The sequence below is a fragment of the Streptomyces sp. A18 genome, from assembly GCF_059026065.1.
In genome coordinates this window covers 1-19,777 of the sequence record NZ_JBWLKL010000076.1, presented here as the reverse complement: position 1 = coordinate 19,777, position 19,777 = coordinate 1, and the positions used below count along the sequence as shown (strand labels likewise).

Here is a 19,777-nt window from a genome sequence, read left to right as displayed (position 1 = left end):
ATCACGACGGCGTACGCGGCGATGCCCAGCATCGGGTTCGGGAAGCCGAAGACCGACGCCTGGTCGCTCTTCATGATGTTGCCGCAGGAGACCACCGGATTGAGGCTGCAGCCCGGCGTGTAGTCCGGGTCCTCGAGCAGCTTGAACTTGTCCAGCGTGATGACCCACGCCGCGAGCAGCCCGGCCGCACCCGTGATCACCAACAGCAGCGCGAAGGCACGGCTCTCGCCGGTACCGCCGGGTGGCGGCGCCGTACGCCCTGATGGGGACTCGGGCCTGCGGGCTTCGGGCAGAGGCGTCTTGGTGTGCATCGGCTGCGGTCCTCACCGGGTGGACGGGCGGTGGGCCCGGCACCCTTTTGCAGTAGTTGTGCATCTCTCGGCAGGACAGGCCCTGCGGGGCTCATTAGCGTCGATCGCGTCCCCAACGGATCTAGGAGATCCCCCATGAAGATCACGCTTCGTCGCGTCGCGGCGACCGCCGCGCTGACCCTGGCCATGGCGGTCCCGTTCACAACCACCGCTCAGGCGGCGGCAGTTCCCGCGCAGAAGGCGGCGACCTCCCACCCGTGCGACCACGGCGGCTGCGGCTGGCACCACCACCACGACCACGACCTGCTGGACGCCGACCTGCACCTGGGTCTTCTCTGACGTGATGCGCTGAACCGCCGCGTCACAGAGCGCTGGGTCCCGCCGGTCCGTCCCGACCGGCGGGACCCGCCGCGTCGCGGTCCGCCGGCGGCCGGTCCTAGCCGCGCAGGCTTCGTGGGGTGAGCAGGCAGTGCGCGGCGTTGGTCATGGTCTCCTCGGCGCCCGCGAACGCCGCGAGGTCCTCCTCGGAGACGGGGATCCCGGGCTTGGCCTCGGGCCAGGGGCGCGTGGTGAACATGAAGTAGGCCTGGCCCCGCTCGCCCACCGCGGCGAGCCACTCCGGCGGTACGACGCACTGGGCGTTGAGGTGCGGCATGTTCAGGACGGCCTGGCCGGCCTGGACGAGGAGGGTGACGGGCAGGCTCGGGTTGCGGGAACTCTCCACGACGGGGCCGCCGATGGGCAGTCCGGTGTTCTCCAGCAGAAGCTCGATGGCTTCGGTCGCGGCCTCTGGACCGCCCTTTCCGTCGCCCAGCGAATAGGCGAGCAGGAACGCCATGTCCCGTTCGTCCCCCGGGTGTTCACCACTCCAGGAGACCACGGTGAGGGTGCCGAGATCGGTGGCTCGGAAAGTGCGGGTTTCGCTCGATGTCGAGGTCATCCCGGAACCGTATCGATGTGTCCCGACGTCCCGGCCCCGCCTGTCACTTGACTGGGTGAGTGCGGGCGCGCGATCACACGATCGGGGCACGCCTCGGTCGAACTCCGGGGCCCCTCAGTCGAACTGAGGCCATGGAAAAGCCGACAGCGCTGAAATGGCCGGGAAAGACCCGAGGGCCGGTTCCGCAGAATGCGTCTGCGGAACCGGCCCTCACTGCTGCGTGCCGTTTGCTCGCGGCAGTACGGCCTTCAAGAGCGTCAGGGAGAAGCGGGAACGGCTACTTCGAGACGGGGAGCCCGCCGAGAAGCTTGCCGGCGCCGCCGCCCGCGTGCAGGCTGTCCGCGGCACCAGAGACGGTGTTGACGACCGAGTCCTTGTTCTCGGTGTCAAGGGCGTTGGTGGCCAGCGGGGCCGCGTCGATCTTCGACGTCGAACCGGCGATCGTGTCCAGGGCACCGTTCAGGCTGGTGGGCGTGAGGTCGGCGGCAAAGGCGGGTGCGGCGACACCTGCGATGACCATGGATCCGGCAACGACGGCGGCAGCCTTCAGGGGCTTCATCGTGTTCCTTTCTTCGGCGACGGGCGGTCGCCAGAGGGGATCTTCACTTCTCCATGGGTAACGAGCGCTGTGTACTGCGGAAACTCTGTGCGGCGGAAATTCCCGGAACCCACCCGAACGAACGCGGTGTCTCATTCTCGTATGAGATGGACGCGTGAAAAGCCCGTCGCGCCGGCCGAGAAGGCCGACGCGACGGGTGCTGACCGAGGCTCAGGACAGGGCGGGTGCCTGGGGCAGGGACGGGGCGGCGGGCAGCTTGGCCGCGTCGGTCGGGAGCTTGGGCAGGGCGGGCAGCCCGGCCAGGTCGGGTGCGGGCAGGCCACCGCCGAGCAGCGTGGCGGCGACGAGGTTGACCAGGCCGGTGAGCACGGTCGGAACCGCGGTGGCCACCGCGGTGGCGTCGCCGCCGGTGGCCGCCTTGACCAGGCCGTCGACCGCGGTCTGCAGTGCCTTGAGGGCGTCGGCCTTCGGGTCGGCCGCCGCCTTGTCGTCGTCGTCCGACAGCGCCTTGGGGAGCGCCGGGGCCTGGGGCAGTGCCGGGGTCTCCGGGAGCGCCGCGGTGTCGGGGGCCGCCGGGGTCTCGGGCAGCGCAGGGGCCTTGGGGGCCGCGGCCGAGGCCTTCGTGATGGCGGCCTTCGCCGCGTCGGCGAGCTTCGTGGCCTCCGCGGCGGGCAGTTGACCCTTGTCCGCCTTGAGGATGGCGGTGAGCAGCTCGGTGACCGGGGTGAGCACACCGCCCGCGTCGCTCAGGGTCTTGGCCTGCCCGAGCAGTTTGTCCGCTCCGGGGACGGGCGCGCGGGCCGCCTCCTGGACGCCGCCGTGTGAAGTGTCGTTTTCGGCTGCGATGACGGGGCCGGCCGCCCCGAGGAGGAGTGAGGCGCACAGGACGGTGGTCGCGATACGCCGTACGGGCAGAGCGCGCATGGATGTTCCCTTCGGTGATGCGTCGGATCTTGTGTTCACCGTGAAAGCGGTGGACACCGACCGCAACCGAGCGACTGCCATTTGGGGCAAGGCGGCCGCCCGGGTCACACGCGGGAACGACGAAGGCCGCCCTCCTCGGGGGAGAACGGCCTTCGCACAGGGCGTGCTGCTGAGGTGTCAGCTGTTGACGCAGGTGTTGCCGAACGCCGGGTTCAGCAGACCGATGACGTTGACGGTGTTGCCGCAGACGTTGACCGGGATGTGGACCGGGACCTGGACGGCGTTGCCCGAGGCGACACCGGGGGAGTGGGTGGCGGCCCCCTGGGCGCCGGCGTCGGCGGCGGCGATGCCGGCGCTGCCGGCCACAGCGGCCATGGCAACGGTGGAGAGGGCGAGGGCCTTCGCGGTACGCGACATGGAGAGTTGCTCCTTGGTCAGTTGATGCATCGGCAGGGCGGGGTGCCCGGCCCATGGATCAACGGACGGCACGCGCAAGGGTTGTGGGCCCAAAAGGGTGATCTGCTGGCGCGGGGTTAACGCGGAGGGCCCGTGAGCCGTGCTCCCGGCGGGTCACGAGCGTTCAGCACTTCACCATTCCGACACACTTGTCAGCCTTCCTGGATTAATGCGGAAAGCGGCTAGTGTTGCTCTCCTCCTGAAGCCATTTGAAAGAACAAGATGCGAGCAGTTACGAGCCGAGTGTGACTGTCGCATTTAATTTCTCCCTTCTGGTTCGGAACCTTTCCCGAAAGGGCAACGCCGGTCATGCGTAAATCCCTGGGCCCCCTACTGCGTCGCGTGACGCTGTGCGCCTTTTCCCTCGCGGTGGTCGCCACGCCGGGCGGCCCCGCCGTGGCCGCGCCCGCTCCCCCCGTCCCCGCCGAAGCGCCGAGCATCAAGTTCGCGCAGCGCTATCACGCGCTGCAGCACGGCGGGATCACCCGCGCCGCCAACACGGCCATCACCTGCCGGAAGCCGATGGCCGCCCGCGCGGTGTCGTGCCCGTCCGCGCGCGGGGGCGGGGCGGCGGCCAACAACGACTTCGACATGTTCTACGTCGACGTCGACAAGGACCCGAACACCTACAACTCCAGCCGCGGAGAGGTCCGGCTCCCGAAGGGATCGCGGGTGTCGTACGCGCGCCTGTACTGGGGCGGCAACCTCCGCGTCGGTGAGCAGAAGCCGGCCAAGGACAACGGCAAGGCCCTGATCGCCGAACCCGGCGGCAGCTACCAGAACGTGAAGGCCGACACCCTGGTCGGGCACCGCACCGCCGACGGAGCCGACGCCTTCCAGGCATCCGTCGACGTCACGCCCCTCGTCAGGGCCAGCGGCGCGGGGCTCTACACCGTCGCGCAGGTCAACGTGGCCAAGGGGCACACCAAGGCCGGGGCGTGGGGCGGCTGGACCCTGGTCGTCGCGTACGAGAACGAGGCCGCACCGCTGCGGCACCTGACCGTGTGGGACGGCTTCGACTCCTTCGGCGCGGGCAAGCGCAGCCACGCCATGCGGCTGAGCGGCGCGCCGGTTTCGGCCCGCGCGAAGGGCAGCGTCGGCATGGTCACGTACAACGGCGACCGCGGGACGACCGGCGACACGCTCACCGTGTCGACCGACCGGAGCAGGCCCGTGCGGCTCTCCGACCGGGCGAACCCCGCCCGTGACGTACTGAACTCGACCATCAGCGAGCCGGGCAGGCAGAGCGCGAGGACGCCCGCCTACGCCAACACACTCGGCTACGACTCCGACATCTTCCGGCTCGGCGGAGGGCTCAAGGCCGACCGGAAGGGTCTGCTCATCCGTCTCGCGTCACAGCGGGAGTCCGCGTGGGCCGGGGTGTTCTTCGCCGCTGTCGACGCGAAGCGGTAGCACCACCTTCCCCCTGAGCAAGGCGCCGTGCATGCAACTGTCATCAACAGACCCCCGGCGACACGTCCTCCACGTCGCGCAGCCCGTCGACGGCGGAGTGGCACGCGTGGTCACCGACCTGGTGAAGTCCCAGCTGTCCAGCGGGATGCGGGTCGACGTGGCGTGTCCGGACAGCGGCCGTCTGCCGGACGCCGTGCGCGGCCTGGGCAGCGGCTTCCACGGGTGGGCGGCGGCCCGCTCCCCGGGACCGGGGCTGCCGGACGAGGTGCGGCGCCTCGCCCGCATCGTCGACGAACTGCGGCCCGACATCGTGCACGCGCACAGCGCCAAGGCCGGGCTCGCCGCCCGGCTCGCCCTGCGCGGCAAGGTCCCCACGGTGTTCCAGCCGCACGCCTGGTCCTTCGAGGCCGTCGGCGGCACGACCGCCCGCCTCGCCCTGCGCTGGGAGCGCTTCGGGGCGCGCTGGGCCACGCACGTGGTCTGCGTCAGCGAGGCGGAGCGGCTCACCGGGCAGCGGTCCGGGATCGACGCGCGGTGGTCCGTGATCCCCAACGGAGTCGACGTCGAACGCTTCCGGCCCGTGGCCGCGCAGGCCGCGCGGACCGCGCTCGACCTCTCCGAGCAGGCGCCCTTGGTGGTGTGCGTGGGGCGGCTGTGCCGGCAGAAGGGTCAGGACGTCCTGCTGCGGGCCTGGGCCGCGGTCGCCGGGCGGATGCCGCTCGCCCGCCTCGTCCTCGTCGGGGACGGACCCGACGCGGCCGGTCTGCGCGAGCGGGCGCCCGCGTCCGTGCGGTTCGTCGGAGCCGTCCAGGACGCCACCCCCTGGTACCAGGCTGCCGACATCGTGGTCCTGCCGTCCCGCTGGGAGGGCATGGCACTCGTACCTCTCGAGGCGATGGCCTGTGCCCGTCCCGTGGTGGTCACCGACGTGGACGGTGCGCGCGAGAGCCTGCCGCCCGGACTCGTGCCCCACGGCCTTGTTCCCGCGGAGGACCCGCAGGCACTGGCGCGAGCCCTCGTCGGGCTGCTCGGCGATCCGCCCCTTCGTGAATCCCTCGGCCGTGCAGCGCACCGCCACGTCCTGAACACCCACGATGTGCGGCACACCACGGACGCTGTCGCGGCCGTGTACCGCGAGCTACTGGGCGTGGGGCCCATCAAGTGCAGGGAGTCCAGCAACCCGTGAGTGCGGAACGAACCGTCGCCCCTGCCGCGCAGCCACGGGCGGCCGACCATGCCACCGCCACCGCCTCGGTCATCCCTCCCCGCAGGGCCAGGGGCGGCCTCAGGACGAGCATCAAGTGGGGGGTTTCGGCGCGCCGCTCGTCGGCCCTCCCCCTGGTCGCCGTCGACTGCAGCGCGGCCCTGCTCGGCACCGTGCTGCTCACCGATCCGCAGCGCCACCCCCTGCTCGTGGGCCTGCTCCTGGCCGCCGTGACCGGCCTGAACGCGCGCGCCGCGCTCTACCGCCCGCTCGCCGTGCCCTCCGCCCTCGACGAACTGCCGTCGCTCGCCTGGCAGGCCATGGTGAGCTGGTGCGCCGTAGGCCTTGTCGCCGCGAGCCTCTCCGTCCTGAGCCCGCTCTCCCTCACCACCTTGTGCACGGCGGCCGCGCTCCAGAGCGTGCTGTGCTGCGCGGGCCGCGGCTCCCTGTACTGGTGGGCGCGCAGAGCGACGCTGCGCCAGCCGCGCCCGGCCCTGGTGATCGGCTCCGGAGCCGTCGCGCGGCGCGTCGCGGAGGCGGTGCTCCGCCATCCGCAGGCCGGGGTGCGTCCCGTGGGCATCGTGGGCGAAGCGCCCGCCGAGCGCGCGGAGCCGGAGGGGGCCGCCGAACTGCCGGTGCTCTCCACGATGGAGGAGCTGCGCCGCGCGGTCATCCAGAACGCCGTACGCACCGTCCTGGTCGTCGGGCCGACGCCGGGCCCTGAGCAGATCGGGTGGCTGCGCGCGCTCAGCGGCTCCGGCTGCGACGTATGGGCGATCGACGCGACGCAGCCACCGGGCTACGACGTGCCGGGGAGACAGAGCAGGACCGGGCGGCTCGCGGGGTTCCCCTGCCGCTCGCTCGTGCCCGCGAGCCGCCGGCACTTCAGCCTCAGCAAGCGCGCCCTGGACGTCATGACATCGGGGATCCTCCTGCTGCTGATCAGCCCCGTGCTCCTGGCGTGCGCCGCCGTCCTGCGGGCCACCGACGGACCCGGGGTGATCTTCCGTCAGGAGCGCATCGGCAGGGACGGACGGCCGTTCACCCTGCTGAAGTTCCGCACGCACCGTCCCGCCGACCCGCACGAGGCAGCGACCCGGTGGACCGTCGCGGGCGAACAGCACATGAGCCGGTTCTGCCAGTTCCTGCGCCGTACGTCGCTCGACGAGCTGCCCCAGCTGTGGAACGTCCTGCGGGGCGACATGAGCCTGGTCGGCCCGCGCCCCGAACGCCCCTATTTCGTCGGCAAGTTCAGCCAGACGTACCCCGGCTACGCGGAGCGCCACCGGATGCCGACCGGTATCACCGGACTCGCCCAGATCCAGGGGCTGAGGGGCGACACATCGATCGAGGACCGGTGCCGCTTCGACAACGCCTACATCGACAGCTGGTCGTTCTGGCAGGACCTCTGCATCCTGCTGCGCACCGCCGCGTCCCTCGTCCGTCCGACAGGGAGCTGACCCGGGTGAACGGTGCCTCGATCACGCTGTTCCCGGCCGGTTCACCGGCCGCGGCGCTCTCCTCGGCACTCCGCGGTGCCGGACCCGTCCTGCCCGTCATGGCCCTGGTCGCCCTGCTCGCGCTCCCTGCGCCGCCGGGGGACGGGGGCTCCGGCGGTTCCGGGGGCGGCACGGCCGCCGACGCCGCTTCCGCCCTGGTGGTGCTCTGGTGCGTGGCCCGCACCGTGCGCGGGGCCCGTCGGCCGCTGACCCGGACCGCCGCCGTCGTGCTCGGGCTTCCGGTGATCGGCATCGCGGTCGCGGCGGTCGGCGCGAGCACCGCGTCGGCCGGGGCGACCGGCCTGGTGCGCTACCTGCAGATCTTCGTCCTCGTACCGGCCGCGGTCCTGATGCTCGTCCGCGACCGCCGTGACTTCCGCCTGGTGGCCTGGTCCCTCATCGGGCTCGCCCTCTTCCAGGGCTCGGTCGGCGTCTACCAGTACGTCACCGGGACGGGCGCCAGCTACATGGGCTCGGACGTCCGGGCGGTGGGCACCTTCGGCGCGTCGGACGTCATGGGAATGTCGACCGTCGTCTCGTACGGCCTGGTGTGCGCGGTCGCGCTCGCGCTCGGCCCGCCCTCCCCGACGCGGCGTCAGACAGGGTTGAAGCAGCGCCGGATCGCGCTGGTCTGCGCACTGCTCCTGATCGTTCCGCTCGCGCTCTCCTTCAGCCGCGGCGCCTGGATCGCCACCGTCGTGGCGTGCGGTGCGCTGCTGGGGCTCGCGGGGGTGCGGCGCGCGCTGCGGGTCCTGGCGGTGGTGGCCGCGGCCGCCGTGGTCCTCGTGGGCGGGTTCGGGATCGGCACCCAGATGCTGCAGGAGCGGATCACCAGCATCACGCAGGTGACCGACGCCCCCGACCAGTCGGTCACCGACCGGTACACCATGTGGGCCGCCGCGGTGGACATGTGGCGCGACGAGCCCGTGGCGGGCGTGGGGCTCAAGGCCTTCCCCGACCACCGCGACAGCCACGCGTCGCTGGCCCTCTCCTCGGCCAGCGACACCGCGGGGGCGGGCGCCGCGTTCAGCAGGCAGCCGCTGCTCTCGCCGCACAACATGTACCTGCTCGTCCTCGGCGAGCAGGGGCTGCTCGGCCTGTGCACGCTGGTCGGCAGTTGGGCGGCGTTCCTGCTGCTCGGCCTGCGGCGGCTGAACCGCGCACGCGGGAGCGCGGGCATGGACTGCGCGCTCGTCGCGTGCGGCCTCCTCGTCTGGCAGCTGGTGGACTTCGCGTACGCCGACATCGGCGGGCCCACGACGGTGCTCATGGCCGTGGTCCTCGGCCTCGTGGCCTGGTGGGCGCTGTCCGGCCGTGCCCTGTCGGCGTCGATGCCGGGGGAGGTCCCGCGATGACCTCCACGACCCACTCCGTGGACGCGGGACCCGCCGGCAAGGTGCCCGCCCCCGCCACCGGGACCACCGAGGCCGAGCCCGCCGAGGGCTCCGACCCCTCCAGCAGCTTTCTCGCCAAGGCCGCGCTGATCACCGCGGCCCTCACCGTGGCCGGAGCGGTGCTCGGGCTCGTACGCGACCAGGCGCTCGCCCACTTCTTCGGGGCGGGCTCCGAGACCGACGCCTTCCTCGTCGCGTGGACCGTCCCCGAGGTGGCCACCACGCTGCTCATCGAGGACGGCCTCGCCTTCGCCCTCGTACCGGCGTTCAGCATGGCGCTCGCCCGCCGTGGACGAGGTGCCCGCCGCGACCCCGTCCGCGCCCTCGTGGCCGCGTCGCTGCCCCGCCTGATGCTGGCATCCGGGGTCGTCGCGCTGCTCCTCATGCTGGGGGCGCCGGTCCTGGTGGAGGTCCTCGCGCCGGGCCTGCCCGACCCGCGCCTCGCCGTGGACTGCACGCTCCTCACCGCCACCTGCGTCTTCACGTTCGGCCTCGCCGGGTACTGCAGCGCCGCCCTGCGCGCCCACCGCCGGTTCGTGGCCCCCGCCGCCATCTACGTCTTCTACAACATCGGCATCATCACCGCGGTGTTCGTCCTCGCCCCCCGCTACGGCGTCCGGGCGGCGGCCCTGGGCGTCGCGGTCGGCGGCGTACTCATGGTGCTCGTCCAGGCACCCTCGCTGTGGCGCCGGCTCACCCGAGACACCGCGGACGCGCCGAACGAGAGCGAGCCGGGTCCCTCGGCCCCGGCGCTGATGGGCAGGGCCGTGGTCGCCACGGTGCTGCTGTTCGCGCTGTGCCGGCAGTCGCAGGTGCTCATCGAGCGCTTCCTCGCGTCCTCGCTGCCGTCGGGGGCCATCTCGCACCTCAACTACGCGCAAAAAGTGGCGCAGGTGCCGATGATCCTCTCCCTGATGCTGTGCACGGTCACGCTCCCCGTCGTCGCGCGGGCCCTGGCCGAAGGCGACGTCAAGCGCGCCAGGTCGCGCGTCGAGCGGGACCTGGGGCTGGCCGGCTGCGTGGTCCTGCTCGGCACCGCCGTGGTCATCGCCTGCGCGCCGCAGCTCATCCAACTCCTCTTCCAGCGGGGCGCGTTCACCGCGGACGACGCCGTCGCCACGGCGGCCGTGATGCGCGTGTACGCCCTGGGGCTCCTGGGCCACACGCTGGTGGGCGCGCTCGTCCGCTCCTACTTCTCCGGCGGGCGCGCCACGTGGTTCCCGCTGGGCGCGATGGCGGTCGGGGTGACCGCCACCGCCGCGATCGGCAGCTGGACCGTGGACCTGTGGGGCGTACGCGGCATCGCACTCGCCAACGCGGCGGGGATCAGCGTCACGGCCTTCGTGCTGCTGTGCGGGATGGGCCCGCGCAATGTGCCGATCCGGGTCCGCGGCGTGCTCGGCGAACTGGCCAAGCCGGTGGCCGCGATGGTGTGCGCCACCGGGTTCGGCGGTGCCTTCGCGAGCCGCGTCGATTCGCCGCTCGCCGGCTTCGCCGTCGGTTCCGCGGCCGTCGCCGCCGTCTTCGCGCTCGTGCTCTGGGCCCTGAAGGCACGGGCCTTCGAGCCCGTCGTCCGTTCCGTCACATCCGCCACACGAAAGCTCGCGCATGTCCGTTGACACAGCCCTTGGTGAGACCCCACGTTCGAGGCGCCCGCGGCACTGGCTGCCCGAAGCGCCGACGTGGGTGGCGATGTACCACTCCGTGGACAACTGCGCGGACGACCCCTACAAAATCACCGTCACGCCCGAACGCCTCGCGGCCCAACTGCGCTGGCTGCGCCGCCAGGGCCTGCGCGGCGTGAGCATGACGCGGCTCCTCACGGCGCGCTCCCGCGGCGAGGGACGCGGCCTGGTCGGCCTCACCTTCGACGACGGCTACACCGACTTCATCGACCACGCCCTGCCGCTCCTGCACCGCTACGACTTCGACGCCACCGTCTTCGTGCTCCCCGGCCGCCTCGCGGGCGACAACGCCTGGGATCCGCTGGGCCCGCGCAAACCGCTGCTCGACGCGGCCGGCATCCGCCACATCGCCGCCGAGGGCATGGAGGTCGCCTCGCACGGCCTGACCCACGTCGACCTCACCCGGGCGGACGACCGGCTGCTGTGGCAGGAGACCAGCGGCAGCCGGGTCGCGCTGTCCGACCTCGTCGGCCGCGAGGTGGAGGGCTTCTGCTATCCGTACGGCACCGTCGACCCGCGCGTCGTCGAGTCCGTACGAGCGGCCGGCTACCGCTACGCGTGCGCGATCTCCCCGGGCCCCCTGACCGGCCTCCACGCCCTGCCGCGCGTCCACATCGGGCAGGAGGACACCGCCCTGCGGCTCCAGCTGAAGCTGCGGCTCGCCCGGCTGCGCCGCCGCACGGTCCGTGCACCGGCGGTGGCCGAATGAGGGCCCTGCACATCATCACCGGCCTCGGGGTCGGCGGCGCCGAGCAGCAACTGCGCCTGCTTCTGCGCCACTTGCCCGCCACCTGTGACGTCGTCACCCTCACCAACCCGGGCCCGGTCGCCGAAGGCCTCACGGCCGACGGAGTGCGCGTCATCCACCTGGGCATGTCCGGCAACCGTGACGTGGGCGCCGTGCCCCGGCTCGCGAAGGTCATCCGCGGCGGCGGGTACGACCTCGTGCACACCCACCTCTTCCGCGCCTGCCTGTACGGACGCATCGCCGCCCGCCTGGCGGGGACGCGCGCCGTCGTCGCCACCGAACACTCCCTCGGCGACTCGCAGATGGAGGGTCGGCCGCTGACCGCGGGCGTCCGCGCGCTGTACCTGACCGGTGAGCGCCTGGGGCGGGCCACGGTGGCGGTCTCCCCGTCCGTCGCCGAGCGGCTCAGGCGGTGGGGGGTGCCCCGGCAGCGCATCCACGTCGTACCGAACGGCATCGATATGGAGCGGTTCCGCTTCGACCCGCGGGCCAGGGTCGCCGCGCGCCGCCAACTGGGGCTTCCCGACGAGGCGTTCGTGGTCGGCGGGGTGGGGCGCCTCGCCGCGGGCAAGCGGTTCGACGTCCTGCTGCACGCCCTGGCCGCGCTGCCGCGTGACGTCCACGTGCTGCTGGTCGGCGGCGGGCCCGACGAGGAGAGGCTGCGCTCCGTCGCGGGCCAACTGGGCGTCGCCGACCGGGTGTTGTTCGCGGGGGAGCGGCCTCATCTGTCCGCCGAGGAGACCGACCTGCCGGCGCTCCTCGGCGCCATGGACGTCCTCGCGTCACCGTCGCCCGAGGAGGCCTTCGGCCTTGCCGTCGTGGAGGGGCTCGCCGCCGGTCTGCCGGTGCTCTACGTCAGCTGCCCCGCCATCGAGGACCTCCCGCCGGGCGCGGCCACCGGCGCCGAGCGCGTCACCGGCGACCCGGACTCCTTCGCGCGGGCGCTGCTGCGGGTCCGGTCGGCGGGGCCGCGGCGGCGCCTCGCCCTTCAGGCCGCGCACCACTACAGCATCACCCGCAGCGCCGCACAGCTGATGCACGTCTACGAGGCAGCTGCCTCCGGCTCGACCCCGAGAGTGAGTTCCTGATGACCGATACCCTCAGCAGGCGGCACCGCCCGGCCGGTCTCCCGGCCCCGATGCTGGCCCGCGTGAAGCGACTGCCCGCGTGGTGGCTGCTGCCGGCTGGTGCCGTACTCGGCGCCCTGACCGGCGGCCTGTACGGCGCGGTGAAGACACCGGAGTACACCGCGACGAGCTATGTGATCGCCGTGCCGGAGAAGGGCTCCGACCCCACCGCCGCGCTGGGCTTCGCCACCGCGTACGGCCGGGTCGCCACCCAGGTCGCGGTGCTCGGCGACGCCCAGGTGGAGTCGGGCGTCTCGCCGCAGACGCTGCGCGAGAGCGTGCAGGCGGCCACGTCGCCCGACGCCCCGATGATCTCCATCTCGGCGACCGCGGCCAAGCCCGGCAAGGCGGCCGACATCGCCAACGCGGTGTCACGCTCCCTGACCAGCAACGCGAACCACACCAAGGACAGCACCCAGGTGCGCCTCCTGCAGCTCTCCCGCGCGGTCAAGCCCGCGGAACCCGCCTCGGCCGCGGCGCCCATGACCGCCCTGGTGGGCGGCTGCGCGGGCGGCCTGCTCGGCGGGCTCGCCCTCCTGGTGCGCCCCCGGCGCGGTGAGTCCGTCGAGTCCGTCGAGTCCGTCGAGTCCGTCGAGGACACGGAGGCGGCTTCGGTGCCGGGTCCCGCGCAGTCCGCCGACCGTGGCCGGGACAGGTGATGGGGGTGGCCGACAGCGCCCTGTCCGTCGAAGTCTGCACGGACGAAGGCGAGTTCGGGAGCCTGGCGGCGGCCTGGGCCCGGCTGCACCGCAGGTGCCGGACGGCGACGCCGTTCCAGAGCCACGCGTGGCTGCACTCGTGGTGGCTCTCCTACGGCATGAGCGGGCGACTGCGCGTGGTCCTCGTGCGCAGGGGCGGCGAGCTCGTCGCGGCGGCGCCGCTGATGCGCGCGTACGTCCCGCTCCCGGCGCTCGTGCCGCTGGGCGGCGCGATCTCCGACTTCACCGACGTCCTGCTCGACGACGCGTGCGCCGACGAGGCCGCCGACGCCCTGGCCGGCGGCCTGGCGAAACTGGCCCGCAGCGCCCTGATCGACTTCCGCGAGGTCCGGTCCGGAGCCGCCGTGGAGCGCATCTACGAGCACTGGCGCGGGCCCCGGCTACGCCTCGCGGACTCGCTCTGCCTCGAGCTGCCCGCGGCGTCGATGGAGGAGCTGCTCGGGCGGCTGCCCGCACCGCGGGCCCAGCGGGCGCGCGCCAAGATCCGGAAGATGGACGCGCTGGGCGTCGAGCGCCGGATCGTACGGCACGACGAGGTGGACGCGTCGGTGCGCACACTCCTGCGCCTGCACCAACTCCAGTGGCAGGGGCGGAAGGTGACGTCCGAGCATCTCCAGCCGCGGTTCTCCGAGCACCTGATCAGGTCGGTGGGGCTCATGGTCAGGGCGGGGGACGCGGTGGTCACCGAGTTCCGGCTCGACGACGCCGTGGTGGCCGCCGATCTGACCCTGCTCTCGCCCCATCTGGTCGGCGGCTACCTCTACGGGGCGCATCCACAACTGCGGGAACGCAAGGTGGACGTGGCGACGATGCTCCTGAACGCCTGCACCGAGCACGCCGAGGGCGACCGGAGCCGGGTCCTGAGCCTCCTGCGCGGCAACGAGCCGTACAAGCACCACTGGCGCCCCGTCGCGGTCACCAACCACCGGCTGCTGCTCGCCCGCCGGCGCACCGCTCCCGTGCTGCGGGCCGCCGCGTGGGACGCGGCGGCCCGCAGCCGGGGCAAGGAGTTCCTGCGGGGGCGCAGAGAACGCCGGGAAGGCCGGGAACGGTCCTGATCAGCGCCTCTTGTACCAGTCCAGGCGCATGCACAGCTTGCCGCCCAGCCAGTGCTCGACCCATTCGCCCAGGTTCAGCGGCGAACAGTTCGGCGGCGTCGTGGGCGTGGTCGGCTGCGTCGGCTCCGGTGCGGTCGGCCCGGTGTCCGTACGGCCGAAGAGCAGGGACCGGTAGGCCTTGGACGACTTGGGATTGTCGTCGCACTGCCACACGCCGTGCGGGCAGTAGTCGGTGACGGTGTTGTAGAGCGGTTTGTGCTCGTCCATCCAGGCGAGCATTTTCCGCATGTACTCCTCGTTGTCGCCGTTGCGGAAAAGACCCCACTCCGGATAGGAGATCTCCTTGCCGTGGGCCTTCGCGAATTCCACGTGCTTTTTCAGGCCGTACGGTTCGCTGACCTGCTCGGCGAAATCAGTGCCCGCCGGCTGGTCGTACGAGTCCATGCCGATGACGTCCACGACATCGTCGCCCGGATAGCACTCGGTCCAGGGAACGGCGTCCCGGCCCCTGTTCGGCGCGAAGTCGAACTTGAACTTCTGGCCCGGCACCGAACGCATCGTCGTGACGATGCGCTTCCAGTACTTCTTCCAGGCCTCCGGGTCGGGACCACATCGATGGGTGTACGTGATGCCGTTCATTTCCCAGCCGAGCACCACCACGGTGTCCGGAACCCGCAGCTTCACCAGCCGTTCGGCGAGGGTCCGGTAATGCTTGTCGAACTCGCCCGCGGCGCCCCGGCGCAGCAGCGAGCGGACCTCGGAGTCGCCGACGCCCTCTTCGTTGCGCTCCATCATGGGGACGTTGAGCACGAAGAGCCGGTCGGCCTTCTCGCGCCGCCACTGAGCCCAGCTCTCGAGGAAGTTCGGCGCCCCCTCGATGTTGCTCCACCGGTCGCCCGGCAGGTAGGTGTGCCCCACGCGCAGCTCGGCGCCGCCCAGCCATCTGCTGAGCTCCGCCATGCGCTCCACGCCCTGGGGCCCGTAGGTGAGGTAGGCGCCGAACGCGGGGTTCTCGCGGCCAGGGACAGCAGGGGCGGCCGACTCGGCAGGGGCGGCCGGGGTGGCAGCGGAGGGGGACGGGGCGGGTGCCGTCGTCGGCAGGCCGGGCAGGCTCACCGGTGGATCGGGCTCCTGCCCCGCTCCCCACGCCTGGCCAGGTCCGACGGCGAGCGCTGCCGATACGACGATTCCGGTGGCAATGAATGCCATCCGTCTACTGGTGATCCGGCGTCTCTGCAAAGCCATGGCCGCTCCTCATGCTGCGCCTCCATCCACTGACACTCAGTCATATGTATTTCTATTGCGCCAATCGAGCCCCTAATCCTCTGGGCGTGCCCATCGCTCGCATGGGGGATCGAATTGAGAGGATTTGGCCGTGCTAACTCTTGACACCCGGGTCCCCGCCGTTCTGCTGCGGATCGACCGGAATCCCTTTCATCACGGCACACTCGGAGCGGTTCGGTCGCTGGGCCGCGCGGGAGTGGAGGTTCACGTAGCGGCGGCGGATTCCGCGGAGAGCCCGGTGCGCAGATCGCGGTATCTGCACCAGACGCACCCTCCGCCGCCGCCGGGAGCGTCGCTCCAGGAAATCGCCACCGTACTGCGCCGCATTGCCCACCGGGTGGCCCGGCCGTCCGTCCTCATTCCGATGGACGACGCGGGGGCCCTCGCGATCGGGCGGCTGCAGAGGGAATTGTCCGACGTCTATCTCCTGCCGGACCAGGCGAGCGGACTCGCGGAACGCGTGGCGGACAAGGCGACGCTTGCCCAGGTGTGCGCCGCGACCGGCATCCCGCACCCGGAGACGCTCCTGCCGGAGTCCATGGCCCAGACAGCCGCAGCCGTACGTCAGTTGGGCCTTCCCTTGGTGGCGAAGTGGAGCCGCCCGTGGCTGCTCCCCGCCGGGACGGGGCTGCGCAGCACGGTCCTCGTGAGGTCGGCGAGTGAGGCCCAGGAGCTCTACCGGCGCAGCGAGGAGGCCGGCAGCCGGCTCCTGCTCCAGGCCTTCCTGCCGGACGGCCCCGGCCGCGACTGGTTCGTCCACGGGTACGCCGACCGGGCGGGGGTCGTCCGCGGCGGCGGCTCCGGCCGCAAGCACCGCTCCTGGCCACGCGGGGCGGGCCTGACGGCGGTGGGCGAGTGGACGCCTGAGCCGGGCCTGCGGGCCGACGTGGACCGGCTGGTCGACACGCTGGGCTACCGGGGCATCTTCGACCTCGACTTCCGGGTGGACTCCGCGACCGGCGAACACTGCCTGCTCGACTTCAACCCGCGGCCAGGCGCCCAGTTCCGGCTGTTCGCCGACGGCGCCGACCTGGACGTGGTGCGGGCCCAGCACCTGGACATGACGCACCGCCCGCTGCCGGCAGCCGCCGTCCTCCCGGGCCGCGCGTTCGTCGTGGAGAACTACTCCCCGCTGGCCGCGCTGCGCGTCCTGCTGACGGCGGGGCCGACCTCCACCGCCTCACACCGCCGGGAGCTGGCCTGGCACGCCCAGGACGACATGGCTCCCGCGCTCGCCATGTGGGTGCTGTGGTGCCGGCACGTGACGCGACGGCTCCTCGGACGGCTGCGGCGGACGGTTCGCCCCACCGGGCCGCCGGGGGAGGAGGTGCGGGTGCGGATGGTGCGCCAGGCGGGCGCGCCCGACGGCTCGGGCCGTGCCGAGGACGCCCGTATCGACGACGAGAGAGCGAGCAGTTGCTGATGTATGACCTGTTGGTTGTCGGAGCCGGCCCCTACGGGCTCTCCATCGCGTCACACGCCGCCGACGCCGGACTCGACGTACGCGTCTTCGGCAGACCCATGGCGTCCTGGCGCGACCACATGCCGCGCGGCATGTTCCTGAAGTCGGAGCCCTGGGCGTCGAACCTCTCCGACCCGCGGCGCCGCTACGGCCTCGCCGCGTACTGCGAGCGCAACGGCATGCGCGCCCGGCACGGCCGACCGATCTCCGTGGAGACGTTCGCCTCGTACGGCCTGTGGTTCGCGCAGCACGCCGTACCGGACGTCGACGAACGCATGGTGACGTCGGTCGGCACCTGCCCCGGCGGGTTCGAGGTGGTCACGGAGGACGGCCAGAGCATCCGCGGCCGCACGGTGGCCCTGGCCGTCGGCGTGCTGCCCTTCGTCGAGATCCCCTCGGCGCTGCACGGGCTCGGCAGGGAGTACGTGTCGCACAGCAGCCACCACCGGGACCTGGACCGCTTCCGCGGCAAGGACGTCACCGTGATCGGCGGTGGCCAGGCCGCCCTGGAGACCGCCGCGCTCCTCGCCGAGCAGGGCACGAGCGTGCGCGTGCTCGCCCGGTCGCGCAGGCTGCGCTGGAACAGCGTGCCCCCGGCCTGGAACCGCCCGTGGTGGGAGGCCGCGCGCGCCCCGCACAGCGGCCTCGGCTGCGGATGGCGCAACTGGTTCTACGCCGAGATGCCGGGCGGCTTCCGGCGCCTCCCCGAAGCCACCCGCGCCCGCGTCTCGGCTTCGGCGCTCGGCCCCGCGGGCGCCTGGTGGGTGCGCGACCGCGTCGAGTCACGCGTGGAGGTGCTGCTCGACCACGAGGTCGTCACGGCGTCGGCCGCGGGGGGCCGGGTGCGCCTCAGGACGGTGGGCAACGCGTGCGGCGGCCCTGACATCGACACCGACCACGTCATCGCGGCCACGGGCTTCAAGGCCACCGGCGCCCGCCTCGGCCTGCTGTCCCCGGAGCTGTGCGGCGCCCTGGCGGTGAACGCGGCCGAAGAGCCGTATGCCTCAAGGGAGTTCGAGTCCTCGTACCCCGGCTTGTTCCTGGCGGGCCTGGTCACGGCGTCCAGCTTCGGCCCGGCCATGCGCTTCGTGCAGGGTGCCTCGTTCACGGCGGGACGGCTGGTACGGGGCGTCCAACGGAGCCTGTGGCGACGGCCGGTGAGCCCCGCCGTCTCGGCGCCGGTCGGTGGGCGAAGCCGCCCGGTACCCGTGAGCGCCGTCAAGCGCTGAGCGGGGATCCCGGCTGCCGGGAACACGATCAGGTGATGCCGTCGGCGAACGGGTGAATCGGTTCTTCGATGGCGGCGATCAAGTGGTGGACTCTGTCGTCATGGGACGGGCCTGTTGCCCTCCGCCAGCCGTCGGCGTCTTCGCCGTGGGTGGGCGACACCCCCTTCGCGGGCCGGCCCCCCTCCCGTTCTGGCGGGGAAGAGACCTTCGGGTGTCTCTTCCCCGCCAGCGGCTTGTCCGGGCCGATCAGCGGCCGGACGAGGCGCGCCCACGGCGGTAGAGGATCCCCCCGCCGATCAGCAGAGCGGCACTCGCCGCGGCCGCGGCGATGAGCTCCTGGTCGCTTCCGGTCTCGGCCAGCTGGGCGGCGGCCCGCCCTTCGGCCGACGGCATCTGCCGGGCCACCGAGGACGCGAGGTGCTGCGGCGCCTCAGCGGGCCGCGCGGGCCTGGGGACGGTGCGCTCGACGGGCGGCTCGACGGCCTCGGGAGGCGTCTCGGACGAGGGAGGAGTCTCGTGCTGCGGGGGCGTCGGCGCGGGCGCTCCGTTGGCGCATTCGTTGCCGAACGCCGGGTTCAGCAGGGCCGCCGCGTCCACGGTGTTGCCGCAGGCGTTGACCGGAACGTCCAGGGGCGCCTGGAGGTTGTTGCCGGACAGGATGCCGGGCGAGTTGCTCGCGTCGCTCTGGGCCAGCGACTGGGTGCCCGCGTGCGAGCCGGAGTACGAGTCCGTGTCCGAGGTGTCGCCGTACCCGCCCCCCTCGTCCGTCCTGGTGGCCGCACGCTCCTGCGTCGCCGCTCGCTGCGGAGCGCTCGTGTGCTGCTGCGGAGCACTGGCCCCTGAGTTGGCGCAGCTGTTGCCGGTGGTCGGGTTGAGCGCGGCGGCCGCGTCCGCGGTGTTTCCGCAGGCGTTGACCGGTACGTCCAGGGGGGCCTGGACGCTGTTCCCCGACAAGATCCCGGGCGAATTCGCCGCCACGGCGTCCCCGCCCGCGGCGAACGCGTTCGAGCCGGACAGGGAGAGGATGCTGCTCGCGGCCGCGGTCGCAAGCATCCCTTTACCAATGACCTGTCGCATCTAGTTGTCTTCCTCTGAGCAAGTGGAAAGCCGGCCTTGGAGTCGAAGCGACGGTCCAAGGCCGGCCATGAAACAGCCTGGTGGCTGGGTGCTACGTCAGACGTTGGCGCAGGTGTTGCCGAACGCCGGGTTCAGCAGGGCGATCACGTTCACGCTGTTGCCGCACACGTTGACCGGAACGTGGACCGGGACCTGCACGAGGTTGCCGGAGAGAACGCCCGGGGATCCGACAGCCGCACCCTCGGCGCCGGCGTCGGCGAACGCGGGGGCCGCCATGCTCATGGCCATCACGACACCAGCGATGATCGTTGCGCTCTTCTTGTGCTTCACAGATGTTCCCTTCTCTGTGGTCATGCCGATCTGGCAGTCGAAACCGAGCGAGCACTTCTGTTTACGTCTCGCACCATGACCTGCAGCCTGCAAACGAGTTGACGGGGCGGAAGAAACCGGCGGGCCCGCCCGTTCAGAAAATTCACCCGAATTACCGCATTCAAAAATGAAGGAGCTCGGGCTGCCAGACCTTGGAGAAGGCAGGCAGCCCGAGCGGCCTCACACCGGCAGATCAGCCGTTGAACTCGCCGTTCCCGGACAGGACCGGGATGTCGTTCAGGATGTGCGACAGCGGCTCGTCGCCCTTGGCCTGCGTCGAGTTCTCGGTGCACTGCTGGTTCTGCGGCGCCGACAGGAT

General features: G+C 72.1%; 20 protein-coding genes and 1 pseudogene. 12 read left to right on the top strand and 9 right to left on the bottom strand.

Annotated features, from left to right (window positions below):
- Positions 1–311, bottom strand: a 311-nt coding sequence (locus AC5P1C_RS42525) for a vitamin K epoxide reductase family protein (protein WP_493871377.1), incomplete at its 3' end; no start/stop codon positions are given.
- A 135-nt stretch (positions 312–446) separates the two neighbouring features.
- Between AC5P1C_RS42525 and AC5P1C_RS42520 the strand changes: the two genes are divergently transcribed.
- The gene (locus tag AC5P1C_RS42520) at positions 447–650 is read left to right on the top strand and encodes a hypothetical protein (protein WP_493871376.1); all 204 of its coding nucleotides are present in this window, start codon (positions 447–449) and stop codon (positions 648–650) included.
- Between the two features lie 97 nt (positions 651–747).
- Here AC5P1C_RS42520 and AC5P1C_RS42515 read toward each other — a convergent pair whose 3' ends face one another.
- The 4 genes from AC5P1C_RS42515 to AC5P1C_RS42500 form a co-directional block, all read right to left on the bottom strand.
- A complete protein-coding gene (locus AC5P1C_RS42515) occupies positions 748–1,251 on the bottom strand; it encodes a DUF5949 family protein (protein WP_493871375.1) in 504 nt (167 codons plus the stop codon).
- A gap of 277 nt (positions 1,252–1,528) precedes the next feature.
- The gene (locus AC5P1C_RS42510; RefSeq protein ID WP_493871374.1) at positions 1,529–1,810 is read right to left on the bottom strand and encodes a hypothetical protein; all 282 of its coding nucleotides are present in this window, start codon (positions 1,808–1,810) and stop codon (positions 1,529–1,531) included.
- 210 nt (positions 1,811–2,020) lie between these two features.
- The gene (locus tag AC5P1C_RS42505) at positions 2,021–2,734 is read right to left on the bottom strand and encodes a hypothetical protein (RefSeq protein ID WP_493871373.1); all 714 of its coding nucleotides are present in this window, start codon (positions 2,732–2,734) and stop codon (positions 2,021–2,023) included.
- 177 nt (positions 2,735–2,911) lie between these two features.
- Positions 2,912–3,151: a chaplin gene (locus AC5P1C_RS42500; RefSeq protein ID WP_493871372.1), complete on the bottom strand. Its 240-nt coding sequence runs from the start codon at positions 3,149–3,151 to the stop codon at positions 2,912–2,914.
- A gap of 348 nt (positions 3,152–3,499) precedes the next feature.
- On the opposite strand from AC5P1C_RS42500, the gene AC5P1C_RS42495 reads away from it, so the two are divergent.
- The 9 genes from AC5P1C_RS42495 to AC5P1C_RS42455 all read left to right on the top strand — a co-directional run bounded on the left by AC5P1C_RS42495 (position 3,500) and on the right by AC5P1C_RS42455 (position 14,037).
- Positions 3,500–4,603: a DUF3344 domain-containing protein gene (locus tag AC5P1C_RS42495; RefSeq protein ID WP_493871371.1), complete on the top strand. Its 1,104-nt coding sequence runs from the start codon at positions 3,500–3,502 to the stop codon at positions 4,601–4,603.
- A 31-nt stretch (positions 4,604–4,634) separates the two neighbouring features.
- Positions 4,635–5,789 carry a glycosyltransferase gene (locus tag AC5P1C_RS42490; protein ID WP_493871370.1) on the top strand — a complete coding sequence of 385 codons (1,155 nt, stop codon included), beginning with the start codon at positions 4,635–4,637 and terminating at the stop codon, positions 5,787–5,789.
- Positions 5,786–7,267 (top strand): sugar transferase, encoded by a 1,482-nt coding sequence (locus AC5P1C_RS42485; RefSeq protein ID WP_493871369.1) that lies wholly within the window; start codon positions 5,786–5,788, stop codon positions 7,265–7,267. The genes AC5P1C_RS42490 and AC5P1C_RS42485 overlap by 4 nt, the downstream gene beginning before the upstream one ends.
- Before the next feature lie 98 nt (positions 7,268–7,365).
- Positions 7,366–8,661 carry an O-antigen ligase family protein gene (locus AC5P1C_RS42480; RefSeq protein WP_493871378.1) on the top strand — a complete coding sequence of 432 codons (1,296 nt, stop codon included), beginning with the start codon at positions 7,366–7,368 and terminating at the stop codon, positions 8,659–8,661.
- A complete protein-coding gene (murJ, locus tag AC5P1C_RS42475; protein WP_493871368.1) occupies positions 8,658–10,319 on the top strand; it encodes a murein biosynthesis integral membrane protein MurJ in 1,662 nt (553 codons plus the stop codon). The genes AC5P1C_RS42480 and murJ overlap by 4 nt, the downstream gene beginning before the upstream one ends.
- Positions 10,309–11,094 (top strand): polysaccharide deacetylase family protein, encoded by a 786-nt coding sequence (locus AC5P1C_RS42470; RefSeq protein WP_493871367.1) that lies wholly within the window; start codon positions 10,309–10,311, stop codon positions 11,092–11,094. Before murJ ends, AC5P1C_RS42470 begins: the two co-directional genes overlap by 11 nt.
- Complete coding sequence (locus AC5P1C_RS42465) at positions 11,091–12,221, top strand: glycosyltransferase (RefSeq protein ID WP_493871366.1); 1,131 nt, start codon at positions 11,091–11,093, stop codon at positions 12,219–12,221. Before AC5P1C_RS42470 ends, AC5P1C_RS42465 begins: the two co-directional genes overlap by 4 nt.
- A complete protein-coding gene (locus tag AC5P1C_RS42460; RefSeq protein WP_493871365.1) occupies positions 12,221–12,919 on the top strand; it encodes a YveK family protein in 699 nt (232 codons plus the stop codon). Before AC5P1C_RS42465 ends, AC5P1C_RS42460 begins: the two co-directional genes overlap by 1 nt.
- Before the next feature lie 5 nt (positions 12,920–12,924).
- Entirely contained in the window at positions 12,925–14,037 is a 1,113-nt protein-coding gene (locus AC5P1C_RS42455; protein WP_493871364.1) for a GNAT family N-acetyltransferase, read from the top strand.
- Here AC5P1C_RS42455 and AC5P1C_RS42450 read toward each other — a convergent pair whose 3' ends face one another.
- Positions 14,038–15,282 carry a glycoside hydrolase family 26 protein gene (locus AC5P1C_RS42450; RefSeq protein ID WP_493871363.1) on the bottom strand — a complete coding sequence of 415 codons (1,245 nt, stop codon included), beginning with the start codon at positions 15,280–15,282 and terminating at the stop codon, positions 14,038–14,040.
- Positions 15,283–15,412: 130 nt separating this feature from the next.
- On the opposite strand from AC5P1C_RS42450, the gene AC5P1C_RS42445 reads away from it, so the two are divergent.
- Together AC5P1C_RS42445 and AC5P1C_RS42440 are read left to right on the top strand one after the other, a co-directional pair.
- On the top strand, positions 15,413–16,744 hold the full coding sequence (locus AC5P1C_RS42445; protein ID WP_493871362.1) for a carboxylate--amine ligase: 1,332 nt from the start codon (positions 15,413–15,415) through the stop codon (positions 16,742–16,744).
- On the top strand, positions 16,744–18,012 hold the full coding sequence (locus AC5P1C_RS42440) for an NAD(P)-binding domain-containing protein (protein ID WP_493871361.1): 1,269 nt from the start codon (positions 16,744–16,746) through the stop codon (positions 18,010–18,012). Before AC5P1C_RS42445 ends, AC5P1C_RS42440 begins: the two co-directional genes overlap by 1 nt.
- Positions 18,013–18,258: 246 nt before the next feature.
- Here the strand turns inward: AC5P1C_RS42440 and AC5P1C_RS42435 are convergent, their stop codons facing one another.
- From AC5P1C_RS42435 to AC5P1C_RS42425, 3 genes and pseudogenes are all read right to left on the bottom strand, one after another.
- Positions 18,259–19,065, bottom strand: coding sequence for a chaplin (locus AC5P1C_RS42435; RefSeq protein ID WP_493871360.1), 807 nt, complete (start codon positions 19,063–19,065; stop codon positions 18,259–18,261).
- 120 nt (positions 19,066–19,185) lie between these two features.
- Entirely contained in the window at positions 19,186–19,443 is a 258-nt protein-coding gene (locus AC5P1C_RS42430; RefSeq protein ID WP_493871359.1) for a chaplin, read from the bottom strand.
- Positions 19,444–19,651: 208 nt separating this feature from the next.
- Positions 19,652–19,777, bottom strand: a pseudogene (locus tag AC5P1C_RS42425) (rodlin); the annotation flags it as partial.